This is a genomic window from Streptomyces sp. NPDC054887 (assembly GCF_053610585.1).
In genome coordinates, this window is sequence record NZ_JBSGYQ010000073.1 from 1 (window position 1) to 13,674 (window position 13,674).

The window sequence follows — 13,674 nt, forward strand, 5'->3', positions numbered from 1 at the left end:
GGGCGGTGGCTCAGGAGCGCCCCGGGCCGCGCAGCCGCAGAGGGCCGTCGGCCACGGGCACGCCGAAGTCCGGTGTGCCGTCGGGCTTCCAGAGGAGGCGCTGGATGCGGGTGTGGCGGTTGGGATCGTGCAGCGGGTCTCCTTCGATCTTCTCGTACTGGCGGGCGTGGTAGACGAGGACGTCGGTGCGCCCGTCCTCGGCGACGGTGAAGGAGTTGTGGCCCGGACCGTACTGCCCGTTCGCCCCGTTGCTGGTGAAGACGGGCAGCGGTGACTTCCGCCAGGTGCCGGGGGCCAGCAGGTCGGCGTTCTCGTCGGCGGTGAGGAGGCCGAGGCAGTAGTTGGCGTCGGTCGCGCTCGCGGAGTACGTCATGAAGAGCCGGCCGTTGCGCCGGAGGACCGACGGCCCCTCGTTGACCCGGAACCCGACGCGCTCCCAGTCGTACTCCGGTGTCGTCAGCCGGACCTGGGGGCCGGTGAGGGTCCACGGGTTCGCCATGCGGGAGAGGAACACGGCGGTGTTGTTGTCCATGCCCGGTTCGTGCTGCGCCCAGGAGAGGTAGCGCTCGCCGCGGTGGGTGAAGGTGGTGGCGTCGAGCGAGAAGGTGTCCCAGGCGGTGGCGAGCCGGCCCTTCTCGGTCCAGGTGCCGCGGAAGGGGTCGGCGCTCCGGTTCTCCAGCACCCACATGCGGATCTGCCACACGTCGTGGGCGGGCGCGGCGGCGAAGTAGACGTACCAGGCGCCGTCGATGTGGTGGATCTCGGGCGCCCAGATGTGCGCGGCCATGTCGCCGACGGTGTGCCTGCGCCAGATCACGGACTCCTCGGCCGTCCCCAGGCCGGCGAGGGTGCGGGAGCGGCGCAGGATGATCCGGTCGTACTCGGGCGCGGTGGCGGTGAAGTAGTAGCGCCGGTCGGTGTGGCGGTGGATGTGGGGGTCGGCGCGCTGCCGGACGAGCGGGTTGGCCGGCGCGGCGGAGTTCGCGGCGTGCGCGGGGTGGGCGGCGGCCGCCGTCGCGCCCAGGGCGAGGGCGCCTCTGAGCACGGTCCTGCGGGTGGGTGTCTGACGGTGGTTCACAGTGATCCCCTCATGCGTGGGTTCGACATGTCGAACGGCGTACGAGACTCTGTGCAGCCGAGACGGTAACCGCGCTCCGGCCGACGCACCAGCCCCTGGGGCAACACGGACTCCCGCGCGTGGCCGGCGTCGTGCTCCGCGCCCAACTCCGGTGCTCTTCAGCAAAGTTCTTCTGTCAGAAACATTGACGCGACATGAGCGCGGACTTAGCTTCAACGCGTCGTACTTCGTACGTCATATATGAGACGCGATACGCGAGATATGTGAGTCCCCATGGTTTTCGCTCCGAGTCCGATCCCCTCCCGCACGCAGTACGTGCTGGAAGCGATCAAACACGACATCCTCACCGGCGGTCTCAGCCCCGGCCAGGCGCTGGTGGAGACCGAACTCGCCGCCCGGTTCGGCGTGTCGAAGACTCCGGTGCGCGAGGCGCTGAAGACCCTGGCGGGGACCGGCCTCGTCGTGATGAACCAGTACAAGGGCGTCGCGGTCCGCACGGTGGACGCGGCCATGGCCCGCGAGGTCTACGACGTACGGCTGCTGCTCGAACCGGAGGCCCTGCGCCGCACCATCACCTCGCGGGCCTCCCTGGAGGGCGCCCGGGAGGCCCTTCTGCGGGCCGAGGAGGCGACCGACCCGGCCGAACGGTCGCTCGCCAACCGCGAGTTCCACCGCGCGCTGTACCTGCCCTGCGGCAATCCGCTGCTCGCCAGGGTGCTGGACGAGGTGCGCGACCAGGCGGCCCTGGTGTCCACCGTGGCGTGGTCCGCCGTCCCGTCGTGGGAGCGGGAGGCGGGCGAGCACCTGGCGATCCTGCGGCTCGCGCTCGACGGCGACGCGGACGGAGCCGCCCGCGCCCTGCACTCCCACATCGCCGACTTCGTCCGGCGTGCCTTCCCGGAGGGGGATCCCGTATGACCAGCGCCGACTTCTCCGCATCGCGGCGGGCGCTCGCCGACGTCGTGGCCATCCCCGTGACGCCCTTCGCCGCCGACGGCTCGCTCGACACCGCCGCCCACCGCGCCCTGCTGGGCCGGCTGCTGGACGGCGGGGTGCGCACGCTGACCCCCAACGGGAACACCGGCGAGTTCTACGCGCTGACACCCCGGGAGCGCCGTGCCGTCACCGAGCTGACCGTCGAGGAGGCCCGCGGCCGGGCCGCCGTGCTCGTCGGCGTCGGGCACGACGTGCCGACGGCCGTCGCCGACGCGGAGCACGCCCGGGACGCCGGCGCGCAGATGCTGATGGTGCATCAGCCGGTGCACCCGTACGTCTCGCAGGACGGCTGGACCGACTACCACCGCGCCGTCGCCGACGCCGTCCCCGGCCTCGGGATCGTTCCGTACATCCGCGACCCGCTGCTGAGCGCGGAGAGCATGGCGGCGCTGGGCGAGGCGTGCCCGAACGTGATCGGTGTGAAGTACGCGGTGCCGGACGCGGCGCGCTTCGCCGCCTTCGCCAGGGACGCGGGTCTCGACCGTTTCGTGTGGGTCGCGGGTCTCGCCGAGCTGTACGCGCCCGCCTGCTTCGCGGTCGGGGCCACCGGTTTCACCTCTGGCCTGGTCAACGTCTCGCCGTCGGTCTCGCTGGGGATGCTCGACGCCCTGCGCGCCGGGGACTACCCCGCGGCGATGAAGACCTGGGAGCAGATCCGCCCCTTCGAGGAGCTGCGGGCGGTCCACCGGTCCGCCGACAACGTCTCGGTCGTCAAGGAGGCCCTGGCCCAGTTCGGGCTGTGCCGGCGCGACGTCCGCGCGCCCAGCAGGGCGCTGCCCGAGGATCGGCGTGCCGAGATAGCGGAGCTGCTGGCCGGGTGGTCGGTGTGAGGGACCCCGAGAGTCTGCGCAGCCACCAGTGGTACGGGACCGACGGCCTGCGGTCGTTCAGTCACCGCGCCCGCACCCGCCAGCTCGGGTACCTGCCCGAGGAGCACCTGGGCAAGCCCGTCGTCGCGGTCCTCAACACCTGGTCGGACATCAATCCCTGCCACGTCCACCTGCGGGACCGCGCGCAGGCGGTGAAGCGCGGAGTGTGGCAGGCGGGGGGCTTCCCGCTGGAGTTCCCGGTCTCCACGCTCTCCGAGACCTTCCAGAAGCCGACCCCGATGCTCTACCGGAACATGCTGGCCATGGAGACGGAGGAGCTGCTGCGCTCCTACCCCGTCGACGGCGCGGTGCTGCTCGGCGGCTGCGACAAGTCGACGCCCGCCCTGCTGATGGGCGCGGCGTCGGTCGACCTGCCGGCCGTCTTCGTGCCCGCCGGGCCGATGCTCCCGGGCCACTGGCGCGACGAGGTCCTGGGCTCGGGCACGGACATGTGGAAGTACTGGGACGACCGGCGGGCCGGTCTGATCGGGGACGCCGAACTCGCCGAACTGGAGAACGGTCTCGCCCGCTCCCCCGGCACCTGCATGACGATGGGCACGGCCTCGACCCTGACCGCGGCGGCCGAGGCGCTGGGGGTGACCGTGCCGGGCGCCTCGTCCGTTCCGGCCGTGGACTCCGGGCACGACCGGATGGCGGCGGCCTCGGGCCGCCTGATCGTCGACCTCGTCCACCGCGACCTGCGGCTCTCGCACATCCTGACCCGGGCCGCGTACGAGGACGCCGTCGCGACCGTGCTGGCGCTCGGCGGTTCGACGAACGCGGTGATCCACCTGATCGCGATGGCCGGGCGCTCGCAGGTCCCGCTGACCCTGGACGACTTCGACCGGATCGCGCGTACCGTGCCGGTGCTCGCGAACCTGCGGCCCGGCGGCCAGTACCTGATGGAGGACTTCCACTTCGCCGGCGGGCTCCCGGCGTTCCTGTCGCGGCTGACGGACGTGCTGCACCTGGACCGGCCCACCGTGGCGCACGGCTCGCTGCGCGAGCAGCTCGCCGGGGCGCGGGTGCACAACCCCGAGGTGATCAGGCCGCGTTCGCGCCCGCTGGCGGACGAGGGCGGCGTGGCGGTCCTGCGGGGCAACCTCTGCCCGGACGGCGCGGTGATCAAGCACATCGCCGCCGAGCCGCACCTGCTCCGGCACACCGGGCCCGCCGTCGTCTTCGACGACTACCGGACGATGCAGCGCACCATCAACGACCCCGGTCTCGGCATCACCGCCGACACGGTGCTGGTCCTGCGCAACGCCGGCCCCAAGGGCGGCCCCGGAATGCCCGAGTACGGGATGCTGCCGATCCCCGACCACCTCCTCAAGGAGGGGGTGCGGGACATGGTCCGGATCTCCGACGCCCGCATGAGCGGCACCAGTTACGGCACCTGCGTGCTGCACGTCGCGCCGGAGTCGTACGTCGGGGGGCCGCTCGCCCTTGTACAGACCGGCGACACGATCACGCTCGACGTGCCCGCCCGGTCGCTCCGGCTGGAGGTGCCGGACGAGGAACTGGAACGCCGCCGGGCCGCCTGGTCGCCGCCGCCGGCGAAGTACGAGCGGGGCTACGGCGCCCTGTACAGCGAGCAGATCACCCAGGCCGACACCGGGTGCGACTTCGCGTTCCTGTCACGGGCGGGCGACGTGCCCGACCCGTACGCCGGCTGACCGCCGGCGCTCCTGCGCACCGCACCGGGCAGTCCTGTCCGCCATCTCGAACGACGTCTGGAAAGCGCTCACCCCCCGTACGGCACCGCACGAACGCACGAGAACGGAGAAGCAGTCATGGCCTCAGCCGTGGCCAGAACGCCCAGGGCGCCGGGCCGCCGCGCGGGAGCACCGCCCCGCCGACTCCCGTACCTGCTCATCGCCCCCGCCGGCCTGCTGATGCTGGGTTTCATCGCCTATCCGGTCATCAGCGTCTTCTACTACAGCCTGCGGAACTACAACGTCACCAAGCCGTGGCGCGACGGCTTCGCCGGTTTCGACAACTTCACACGCATCTTCACCGACGACCCGCAGTTCTGGACCACCCTCGGCTTCAGCGCCCGGTGGGTCGTCGTCCAGGTGGGCCTCCAGCTCGCCCTCGGGCTCGTCCTCGCGCTGCTGGTCAACCAGACCTTCGTCGGACGCGGCATCGCCCGCGCGATGGTCTTCTCGCCGTGGGCCGTGTCCGGGGTGCTGACCACCACCATCTGGATGCTGCTCTACAACCCGTCCACCGGTGTCAGCCGCTATCTCGCGGACGCGGGCATCGGCTCGTACGGCACCTCGGTCCTCTCCGACACCGGCACCGTCTTCTGGGCCGCGGTCCTCGCCGAGCTCTGGCGCGGTGTCCCGTTCTTCGCGATCCTCATCCTCGCCGACCTCCAGTCGGTGCCGAAGGAGCTGTACGAGGCCGCCTCCGTCGACGGGGCCGGCCGGACCCGGCAGTTCCTCCACATCACCCTGCCCCACCTCAGGGACGCGATCGTCCTGGCCACGCTGCTGCGCGGGGTGTGGGAGTTCAACAACGTCGACCTGCTCTACACCCTCACGGGCGGCGGACCGGCGGGCGTCACGACCACGCTGCCGCTGTACGTCGCCAACACCGGGATCGAGGGCCACGACTTCGGCTACGCCTCCGCGCTGACCACGGTCGCCTTCGTGATCCTCCTCTTCTGCTCGATCCTCTACCTGCGCCTGAGCAAGTTCGGAGGCGACTCCAAGTGACCGCAGCCCTCGCGGAGAAGAACCCTTCCGCCGCGCCGCCGTCCGCGGCCGGCGCCCCGCCGCCGCCGGACCGGGGCGGGCGCACACGCCGGCTCCGGCGGGAGCGTGCCTTCGACGACGTACCCCGCTGGCAGATCTACCTGCCACTCGGCCTCTACCTGCTCTTCACGCTCGTCCCGTTCTACTGGATGGTCCTCTTCGCGCTCCGGCCCGCCGGGTCGACCTCGCTGGTGCCCTGGCCACTGACCACCGAGCACTTCGAGAAGGTCTGGAACGAACGCAGCTTCGGGATGTTCTTCCAGAACAGCATGGCCGTCGGCGTCGCGACGCTCGTGATGACGACGCTGATCGCGCTGGCGGGCGGCTACGCCCTGGCGCGGTTCGAGTTCCGGATCAAGAACGGCTTCATGCTGGCGCTCCTGTGCTCGCAGTTCATCCCCGGCGCGCTGATGCTCGTACCGCTCTTCGAGATCTTCCGGAACCTCCAGCTGATCAACTCGCTCGGCAGTGTGATCATCGCGGAGACGGTCTTCCAGCTCCCGCTGTCCATCATCCTGATCAGCGGCTTCATCAAGAACGTGCCGGTCTCCCTGGAGGAGGCCGCCTGGGTGGACGGCTGTTCGCGCTTCCGGGCGTTCTGCGCCGTGGTGCTGCCGCTGCTGCGGCCGGGGCTCATCGCCGTCGGCTCCTTCGCGTTCGTGCACAGCTGGAACCACTTCCTGTTCGCCCTGATGTTCCTCAGCGAGCAGGACAAGCAGACGATCCCGGTCGGGCTCAACACACTCATCGGCGCGGACAGCGTCGACCTGGGGGCGCTGGCCGCCGGTGGCGTCATCGCCGCCGTACCGGTCGTCATCGTCTTCGCCTTCATCCAGAAGTGGCTGATCACGGGCTTCAGCGCGGGGGCGGTGAAGGGATGAGGCTGCCCGTCGTCCTGGCCGGGGCGCGCGGTCACGGCCGTTCGCACCTGCACAACGTCCGCCGTCTCGAACAGCTGGGCCTCGCCCGGCTCGCCGGGATATGCGAGCTGACGCCGCTGGACGCCGACGAGCTGGACGGCTTCGGCGATCCGCCGCAGTCGCGGGACTTCGGCGCGCTGCTGGACGCCACCGGCGCCCGCGTCGCGATCGTGTGCACGCCCATCCACACCCACACCGACCTGGCGCTGGCCGCGGCGGAGCGCGGCGTGCACCTGCTGCTGGAGAAGCCGCCCGCCCCGTCGTACGCGGAGTTCGAGCGGATGACCGCGGGGGTACGGGCGGCCGGCACGGTCTGCCAGGTCGGCTTCCAGTCCCTCGGCTCGCACGCCCTTCCCGCGATCCGCGACCTGATCGCCCGGGGCGTCATCGGCGACCTGCGGGGCGTCGGGGCCGCGGGGGCCTGGGTCCGGGACACCGCGTACTTCTCCCGCGCCCCGTGGTCGGGCCGCCGCCGCATCGGCACGGTGGACGTGGTGGACGGGGCGCTGACCAATCCGCTGGCACACGCGGTGGCCACCGCGCTCGCCGTGGCGGGCCGTTGCCGGTCCGGGGACGTGCGGGGCGTCGAGGCGGAGCTGTTCCGCGCCCACGACATCGAGGCCGACGACACGTCCTGCGTACGGGTCACGACGACGGGCGGCGTCCCCGTCACCGTCGCGGCGACCCTGTGCGCCGAGCTGACCGCCGAGCCGTACGTCGTCGCCCACGGCGAACTGGGGCGGATCACCTTCTGGTACCGGCAGGACCGGGTGCTGGTACAGCGCTCCGGGCACGGCCCCCGCGAGGTGGTGCACGGCAGGACCGATCTGCTGGAGAACCTGCTCCGCCATCTGGCCGGCGACGCCCCGCTGCTGGTGCCGCCGGAGGACACCGGCGCGTTCATGCGGGTGGTCGAAGCGGTGCGGCTGGCTCCCGATCCGGTGGCGCTGCCGGAGTCCGCGTGGCGCACCGCGGCCGGCGGGGCCGCGGCGCCGCGCCGGATCGTCTCCGGTGTGGACGACGTGGTCGCCTCGAGCGCCGACACCCTGGCCCTCTTCTCCGAACTGGGCGTCCCCTGGGCGTCCGCCACCGAGGTGAGCACGCCGTGAACCCGACGCTGACCCTGCGCTGTTCGGGCCGTCCCGTCGGCCGCTACACGTTCGGCCCGGTGCCCTCCCCGCACCTGTCGGCCCGGCCGTATCTGCACCCCGTCTCGACGCTCGGCGGCGTACCGGTCACCGAGGAGATGCCCGAAGACCACGTGCACCACCTGGGGGCGGGCGTCGCCGTGCCCGATGTGGAGGGCGCCAACTTCTGGGGCGGCCGGACCTATGTGCGCGGCCGGGGGCCCGTGGAGCTGGACAACCACGGGATCCAGGTCCACCGGGGGTGGAAGCTGTGCGATCCGGACGGCTTCGTGGAGGAGCTGAGCTGGCGGACGGGTCCGGACGAGGCGGCCGAACTGCTCCGGGAGCACCGCACGGTCGCCGCCACCGCACTGGACGACCGGGCCTGGGCGCTGGATCTCACGTTCTCGCTCACCAACACCTCGGGCCGCGACCTGTCCATCGGCAGTCCGGCCACCAACGGCCGCACCGGCGCGGGATACGGCGGCTTCTTCTGGCGGGCCCCCAAGCAGGCGACGGCGCCGCTCGCGTTCACGGCGGCCGGGCAGGGCGAGGAGGCGGTGCACGGCAGCACGGCCGACTGGCTCGGGCTGGCGGGCGACGGCTGGACGCTGGTCTTCGCCGGGGCGACCGAACGGACCCGCCGCGACCCGTGGTTCGTACGGACCGGTGAGTACCCCGGGGTGGGTTCGGCGCTCGCGTGGGCGCGGCGGCTGCCCGTGCCGGCCGGCGGGACGGTGGTACGGCGCCTGGTGACGGTCGTGGCCGACGGCGTGCTGGACCGGACGGCCTCGGCGGCGTACGTGCGCAGGGCGGTGGGCGCGTGAGCCGGCCGTGGACCGCCGACCTGGGCGACGGGACCTACCGCAACCCGGTGCTCGCCGGCGACTGGTCCGACCCGGACGTGGTACGGACCGGCGAGGACTACTACCTGACCGCCTCCAGCTTCGGCCGGGTGCCGGGGCTGCCGCTGCTGCACTCCCGCGACCTCGTCAACTGGTCGCTGATCGGGCACGCCCTGGAACGCCCGGTGCCCGCCGACGACGGCGGGCCCCGCCACGACCGGGGGGTGTGGGCGCCGTCGCTGCGGCACAGCGGCGGCCGGTTCTGGATCTTCTGGGGCGACCCGGACCGGGGCATCCACCAGATCAGCGCGCCGGACATCCGCGGCCCGTGGACGGAGCCCCATCTGCTGAAGGCGGGCAGGGGACTGATCGACCCGTGTCCGCTGTGGGACGAGGAGAGCGGCGAGGCGTACCTGGTGCACGCCTGGGCCAAGTCCCGTTCCGGTGTGAAGAACCGGCTGACCGGCCACCGGATGAGCCCGGACGGGCGCACCCTGCTCGACGAGGGCAAGGTGATCGTCGACGGCGATCTGATCCCCGGCTGGTTCACCCTCGAAGGCCCCAAGCTGTACCGGCACGACGGCTGGTTCTGGATCTTCGCACCGGCCGGCGGCGTCGAGACCGGCTGGCAGGGGGCGCTGCGCGCGCGGGAGTTCTTCGGCCCGTACGAGCACCGGGTCGTCCTGCGCCAGGGCGGCACGGACGTCAACGGGCCGCACCAGGGCGGCTGGGTGCGCACGCAGACCGGGCAGGACTGGTTCCTGCACTTCCAGTCGCGGGGGGCGTACGGGCGTGTGGTGCACCTCCAGCCGATGCGCTGGGACGGCGCCGGGTGGCCGGTGCTCGGTGACGCGGGCGAGCCCGTGTCCGTGCACCCCAAGCCGGACCTGCCGGCGCAGCCCGTCACGGCCCCGGCCACGGACGACGGCTTCCCCGGTGGCCGCCACGGGCGGCAGTGGCAGTGGACGGCCGGCCCCGGCGTGGGGTGGACCGTGCCGCACTCCGGGGACGGCCTGCTGGCGACCTGTGTACGGACGGCCGACGCGCACGACCTGCGCAGGGTCCCGAACGTGCTGGTGCAGCGGCTGCCCGCGCCGGAGTTCACCGCGACCGTCGGCCTGACGCTCAGGAGCCGGGCGTCGGGGGCGAAGGCCGGACTCGCCGTGCTGGGCGACGCCTTCTCCTGGATCGGCCTGGAACGGGACGCCGACGGCGGCGTGCGGCTCGTCCACCGGTACGCCGAGGAGGTGGCCGGCGGCGAACGGGACGCGGAGTACAGCCGGCCGGTGCCCGGCGGCGGCCGGGTGCGCCTGCGCGTCGAAGTCTCGGCCGGGGCCCGCTGCCGGTTCTCCGCCGACACGGGGGACGGGTTCCGCCCCTCGGGGGAGGTCTTCGCGGCCGTGCCGTGGCGCTGGGTGGGGGCGCAGCTCGCGCTGTTCGCCACCGCGCCGCCCGGGGCGAGGCCCGCCGGCGCCGCCCTCTTCACCGATTTCCGCATCAACGCCCGACCCGAACCGACATCTCCGAGGAGCGAGCCGCAATGACACACACCGAGAGAGAAGAGCAGCCCATGAGGACCTCCACCGCAGCGAACGGACGCCGTGGGGCGCGCACCACCGCCGCCGTGGCGATCGCCACCGTGCTGGCGCTGACCGCCGCGGCCTGCGGGGACGACGGCAGCGGCAGCACCGGCGACGAGGGCTCGGGCAAGGGCGAGATCACCTTCTGGGACAACAACGGCGGGCCGCGCACCGCCGTGTGGAAGGAGATCATCAAGGACTTCGAGGCGGCGAACAAGGACATCAAGGTCAAGTACGTCCCGGTCCCGATCACCGATGTGCAGTCGAAGTACGACACCGCCATCGCCGGTGGCGGCCTGCCGGACGTGGGAGGCGTGGGGACCGCCTATCTCGCCAACATCGTCGCCCAGGACGCGCTGGAGCCGGTCGGCGACCGGATCAAGGAGTCCTCGCTGAACGGCAAGCTCGTCGAGTCGATGGTGGAGGGCGTCCGGACGGCCGGCGGGCGCGGGGACGAGATGTACTCCGTACCGACGTCCGCGAACAACGGCACGCTCTGGTACCGGACCGACCTGTTCAAGGAGGCGGGTCTGGGCGCGCCGACGACCTGGGAGGCGTTCTACAAGGCGGCCGAGAAGCTGACCGACGCGGACGACAACGCCTTCGGGTACACGATCCGCGGCGGGGCGGGGTCGGTCGCCCAGGCGCTGGACGCCATGTACGGGCAGTCGGGCATCACCACGTTCTGGGAGGGCGAGAAGACCACGGTCGACGACCCGAAGAACGTGGCGGCCCTGGAGAAGTACGTCGGCCTGTACAAGAAGACGACGCCCGAGGCGGACGTCAACAACGACTTCGCCAAGATGGTCGCCCAGTGGGACTCGGGCACGATCGGGATGCTCAGCCACAACCTGGGTTCCTACCAGGACCACGTGAAGGCGCTGGGACCGGAGAAGTTCGCCGGCATACCGAACCCGACGGGCCCCGGCGGCACCCGGGTCCAGGTGTCCAACCCGGTGGACGGCCTGGGCCTGTTCAAGGCGAGCGACAACAAGGCCGCGGCGTGGAAGTTCATCGAGTTCGCCGCGTCGCACGAGGCGAACAGCAAGTGGAACGAGGCGGCGGGCGCGATCCCGGCGAACACCGAGGCGGCGAAGGACCCGTGGATCAGCGAGTCCGAGCCGACGAAGCTCGCCGCGCGCTCCCTCACCGACGGCAGCACCAAGATCGTGCAGTTGCCGTACTACCTGCCCGACTGGAACTCCATCACCAAGGCCGACAACGAGCCCGAGTTCCAGAAGGTGCTGCTCGGGAAGACGACGCCGAAGGCGTTCCTGGACAAGCTCGCAGAGGAGCTGAACGCGGCCCAGGCCGAGTGGAAGCAGCAGAACAAGTGACCAGCCGCAGGCGTGCGCTGGCGGTCCTCGCCGCCGCGCTGCCGCTCGCCGTGGCCGGCGGTCCGCCGGCCGCGGCGGACCCCCGCAACGCCCGCAGGGACCGAGGAGCTCACCGTATGCGCACCGTCTACATCGCCGGAGACTCCACCGCCGCCGACAAGTACCGCTCGGAGGCACCCGAGTCGGGCTGGGGCACGGCCCTGCCCTTCTTCCTGCACGAGCACCTGCGGGTCTCCAACCACGCGGTCAACGGCCGCAGTTCGAAGAGCTTCATCGACGAGGGACGGCTCACGCCGATCCTGGACGCCGTCCGCCCGGGCGACTTCCTGCTCGTGCAGTTCGGCCACAACGACCAGAAGCGCGCGGACCCCGCCCGCTACACCGAACCGTGGACGAGCTACCGGGAGCACCTGCTCCAGTACGTCACCGGGGCGCGGGCCCGCGGCGCGCTCCCGGTGCTGCTGACCTCGGTGGAGCGCCGGCGGTTCGACGCGGCCGGTACGGCGCTGCCCACCCACGGCGAGTATCCCGAGGCCGTACGGGCGCTGGCGGCGGAGCGGGACGTGCCGCTGCTGGACATCGCGGCGCTCTCCCTGGCCCTGTGGCAGAAGCTCGGGCCCGAGGCGAGCAAGGAGTACTTCCACTGGCTGGCGCCGGGCGAGTCCCCCAACTACCCCGACGGTGTCTCGGACAACACGCATTTCCATCCGCCCGGGGCCATCGAGGTGGCCCGGATGACGGCGCGCGCGCTGAAGAGCGAAGGAGTGCTCGCCCCGCACGAGTCGCGCCGCCTGAACGCGGAGATCCCCGAATCCTGGCTGACCTGGCACGAGGAGCCGTAACATGCGCAGACCCTCAACTCACGCGAGCCTCACCGCTCTGGCCGTCGCGGTCCTGACGCCCGGCCTGCTCGCCGTCGCCCCGGCCGCGGGCGCCCACCCCTCCCCGGGGCGCGGCGCCCACGTCCTTCCCGCGAACGACGGGTGGGCGGCGGCCGAGGGCGGCACGACGGGCGGCGCCGGCGCCGACGCGGCCCACACCTACACCGTCCGCACCTGGGACGAGTTCAAGCAGGCGCTCAAGGACGGCGGCGACGCGCCGAAGGTCGTCCGGGTGCGCGGCACGCTCGACGGCATGGGCGGCAGAACGTGTGAGGACTTCGCCGCCGACGGCTACAGTCTGGACGCCTACCTGGACGCGTACGACCCGCGGACGTGGGGCGACGCCCCGCCCTCCGGCCCGCTGGAGGAGGCCCGCGCCGCCTCGGCCGTCGCGCAGGCGGAGCAGATCAAGGCGTACGTCCCGGCCAACACCACGATCGTGGGCGTGGGCAGGGGCGCGCGGGTGCTCGGCGGCTCGCTCCAGATCAAGGACGCCGACAACGTCGTGGTCCGCGGCCTCACCTTCGAGGACGCCTTCGACTGCTTCCCGCAGTGGGACCCTACGGACGGGGACGGCGGCGCCTGGAACTCCGAGTACGACAACCTCGTGGTGTACGGCTCGACCCATGTGTGGATCGACCACAACACGTTCACCGACGGCCGCCGTCCGGACAGCGAACAGCCCCACTACTACGGCCAGTTGTTCCAGCAGCACGACGGCGAGCTGGACATCGTCAGGGGCGCCGACCTGGTCACCGTCTCCTGGAACGCTTTCACGGAACACGACAAGACCCTGATGATCGGCAACAGCGACAGCGCGGGAGCGACCGACCGGGGCAAACTGCGGGTCACCCTGCACCACAACCTCTTCCGCGACGTGGTCGAGCGGGCGCCGCGGGTGCGCTTCGGCCGGGTCGACGCGTACAACAACCACTTCGTGGTGGCGCAGGACCAGTACGCGTACAGCTTCGGCATCGGCTTCGAGTCCCAACTCGTGGCGGAGAAGAACACCTTCGCCCTGCCGGACGGGGTGAGCCCGGCGAAGATCCTGAAGAAGTGGAAGGACGCGCCGGTCACCGAACGGGGCAACCACGTCAACGGCGCCCCGGTCGATCTGCTGGCCGCGCACAACGCGGCGAACCCGGGCAACCCGCTGCGCGAGGGCGCCGGCTGGACCCCGGAGCTGCGCACCCGGGTCGACGCGCCGCGTGCGGTCCCGGCGCTGGTCACCCGCTGGGCGGGCGCGCCCGGGCGCTGACCGCCGCGAGCGGCCACCGGCCCC

Annotated in this window: 12 protein-coding genes; 11 read left to right on the plus strand and 1 reads right to left on the minus strand. The window is 72.1% G+C overall.

Features of this window, described 5'->3' with window-relative positions:
- Nucleotides 1-10: 10 nt before the first annotated feature.
- Entirely contained in the window at nucleotides 11-1,078 is a 1,068-nt protein-coding gene (locus ACWGH0_RS29635) for a glycoside hydrolase family 43 protein (RefSeq protein WP_453407336.1), read from the minus strand.
- A 273-nt stretch (nucleotides 1,079-1,351) separates the two neighbouring features.
- Here ACWGH0_RS29635 and ACWGH0_RS29640 point away from each other — a divergent pair, with 273 nt between their 5' ends.
- From ACWGH0_RS29640 to ACWGH0_RS29690, 11 genes are all read left to right on the plus strand, one after another.
- A complete protein-coding gene (locus ACWGH0_RS29640; RefSeq protein WP_453407337.1) occupies nucleotides 1,352-1,996 on the plus strand; it encodes a GntR family transcriptional regulator in 645 nt (214 codons plus the stop codon).
- Nucleotides 1,993-2,904 (plus strand): dihydrodipicolinate synthase family protein, encoded by a 912-nt coding sequence (locus ACWGH0_RS29645; protein ID WP_453407338.1) that lies wholly within the window; start codon nucleotides 1,993-1,995, stop codon nucleotides 2,902-2,904. The genes ACWGH0_RS29640 and ACWGH0_RS29645 overlap by 4 nt, the downstream gene beginning before the upstream one ends.
- Nucleotides 2,901-4,619, plus strand: coding sequence for an L-arabinonate dehydratase (araD, locus tag ACWGH0_RS29650; RefSeq protein ID WP_453407339.1), 1,719 nt, complete (start codon nucleotides 2,901-2,903; stop codon nucleotides 4,617-4,619). Before ACWGH0_RS29645 ends, araD begins: the two co-directional genes overlap by 4 nt.
- Nucleotides 4,620-4,736: 117 nt before the next feature.
- The gene (locus tag ACWGH0_RS29655) at nucleotides 4,737-5,663 is read left to right on the plus strand and encodes a carbohydrate ABC transporter permease (protein WP_453407340.1); all 927 of its coding nucleotides are present in this window, start codon (nucleotides 4,737-4,739) and stop codon (nucleotides 5,661-5,663) included.
- The gene (locus ACWGH0_RS29660; RefSeq protein ID WP_453407341.1) at nucleotides 5,660-6,583 is read left to right on the plus strand and encodes a carbohydrate ABC transporter permease; all 924 of its coding nucleotides are present in this window, start codon (nucleotides 5,660-5,662) and stop codon (nucleotides 6,581-6,583) included. Before ACWGH0_RS29655 ends, ACWGH0_RS29660 begins: the two co-directional genes overlap by 4 nt.
- The gene (locus tag ACWGH0_RS29665; RefSeq protein ID WP_453407342.1) at nucleotides 6,580-7,731 is read left to right on the plus strand and encodes a Gfo/Idh/MocA family protein; all 1,152 of its coding nucleotides are present in this window, start codon (nucleotides 6,580-6,582) and stop codon (nucleotides 7,729-7,731) included. The genes ACWGH0_RS29660 and ACWGH0_RS29665 overlap by 4 nt, the downstream gene beginning before the upstream one ends.
- Nucleotides 7,728-8,576: a DUF6807 domain-containing protein gene (locus tag ACWGH0_RS29670; RefSeq protein WP_453407343.1), complete on the plus strand. Its 849-nt coding sequence runs from the start codon at nucleotides 7,728-7,730 to the stop codon at nucleotides 8,574-8,576. The genes ACWGH0_RS29665 and ACWGH0_RS29670 overlap by 4 nt, the downstream gene beginning before the upstream one ends.
- The gene (locus ACWGH0_RS29675; protein ID WP_453407344.1) at nucleotides 8,573-10,138 is read left to right on the plus strand and encodes a family 43 glycosylhydrolase; all 1,566 of its coding nucleotides are present in this window, start codon (nucleotides 8,573-8,575) and stop codon (nucleotides 10,136-10,138) included. The genes ACWGH0_RS29670 and ACWGH0_RS29675 overlap by 4 nt, the downstream gene beginning before the upstream one ends.
- 26 nt (nucleotides 10,139-10,164) lie before the next feature.
- Entirely contained in the window at nucleotides 10,165-11,511 is a 1,347-nt protein-coding gene (locus ACWGH0_RS29680) for an ABC transporter substrate-binding protein (RefSeq protein WP_453407345.1), read from the plus strand.
- Complete coding sequence (locus ACWGH0_RS29685) at nucleotides 11,508-12,353, plus strand: rhamnogalacturonan acetylesterase (protein WP_453407346.1); 846 nt, start codon at nucleotides 11,508-11,510, stop codon at nucleotides 12,351-12,353. The genes ACWGH0_RS29680 and ACWGH0_RS29685 overlap by 4 nt, the downstream gene beginning before the upstream one ends.
- A 1-nt stretch (nucleotide 12,354) precedes the next feature.
- Nucleotides 12,355-13,650, plus strand: coding sequence for a pectate lyase family protein (locus ACWGH0_RS29690; protein ID WP_453407347.1), 1,296 nt, complete (start codon nucleotides 12,355-12,357; stop codon nucleotides 13,648-13,650).
- Nucleotides 13,651-13,674 lie beyond the last annotated feature (24 nt).

Bases quoted from the DNA above. Each gene is read 5' to 3' on its own strand.
- ACWGH0_RS29655 (WP_453407340.1), top strand. From the start codon at position 4,737: ATGGCCTCAGCCGTGGCCAGAACGCCCAGGGCGCCGGGCCGCCGCGCG.
- ACWGH0_RS29665 (WP_453407342.1), top strand. From the start codon at position 6,580: ATGAGGCTGCCCGTCGTCCTGGCCGGGGCGCGCGGTCACGGCCGTTCG.
- ACWGH0_RS29640 (WP_453407337.1), top strand. From the start codon at position 1,352: ATGGTTTTCGCTCCGAGTCCGATCCCCTCCCGCACGCAGTACGTGCTG.
- ACWGH0_RS29680 (WP_453407345.1), top strand. From the start codon at position 10,165: ATGAGGACCTCCACCGCAGCGAACGGACGCCGTGGGGCGCGCACCACC.
- ACWGH0_RS29690 (WP_453407347.1), top strand. From the start codon at position 12,355: ATGCGCAGACCCTCAACTCACGCGAGCCTCACCGCTCTGGCCGTCGCG.
- ACWGH0_RS29645 (WP_453407338.1), top strand. From the start codon at position 1,993: ATGACCAGCGCCGACTTCTCCGCATCGCGGCGGGCGCTCGCCGACGTC.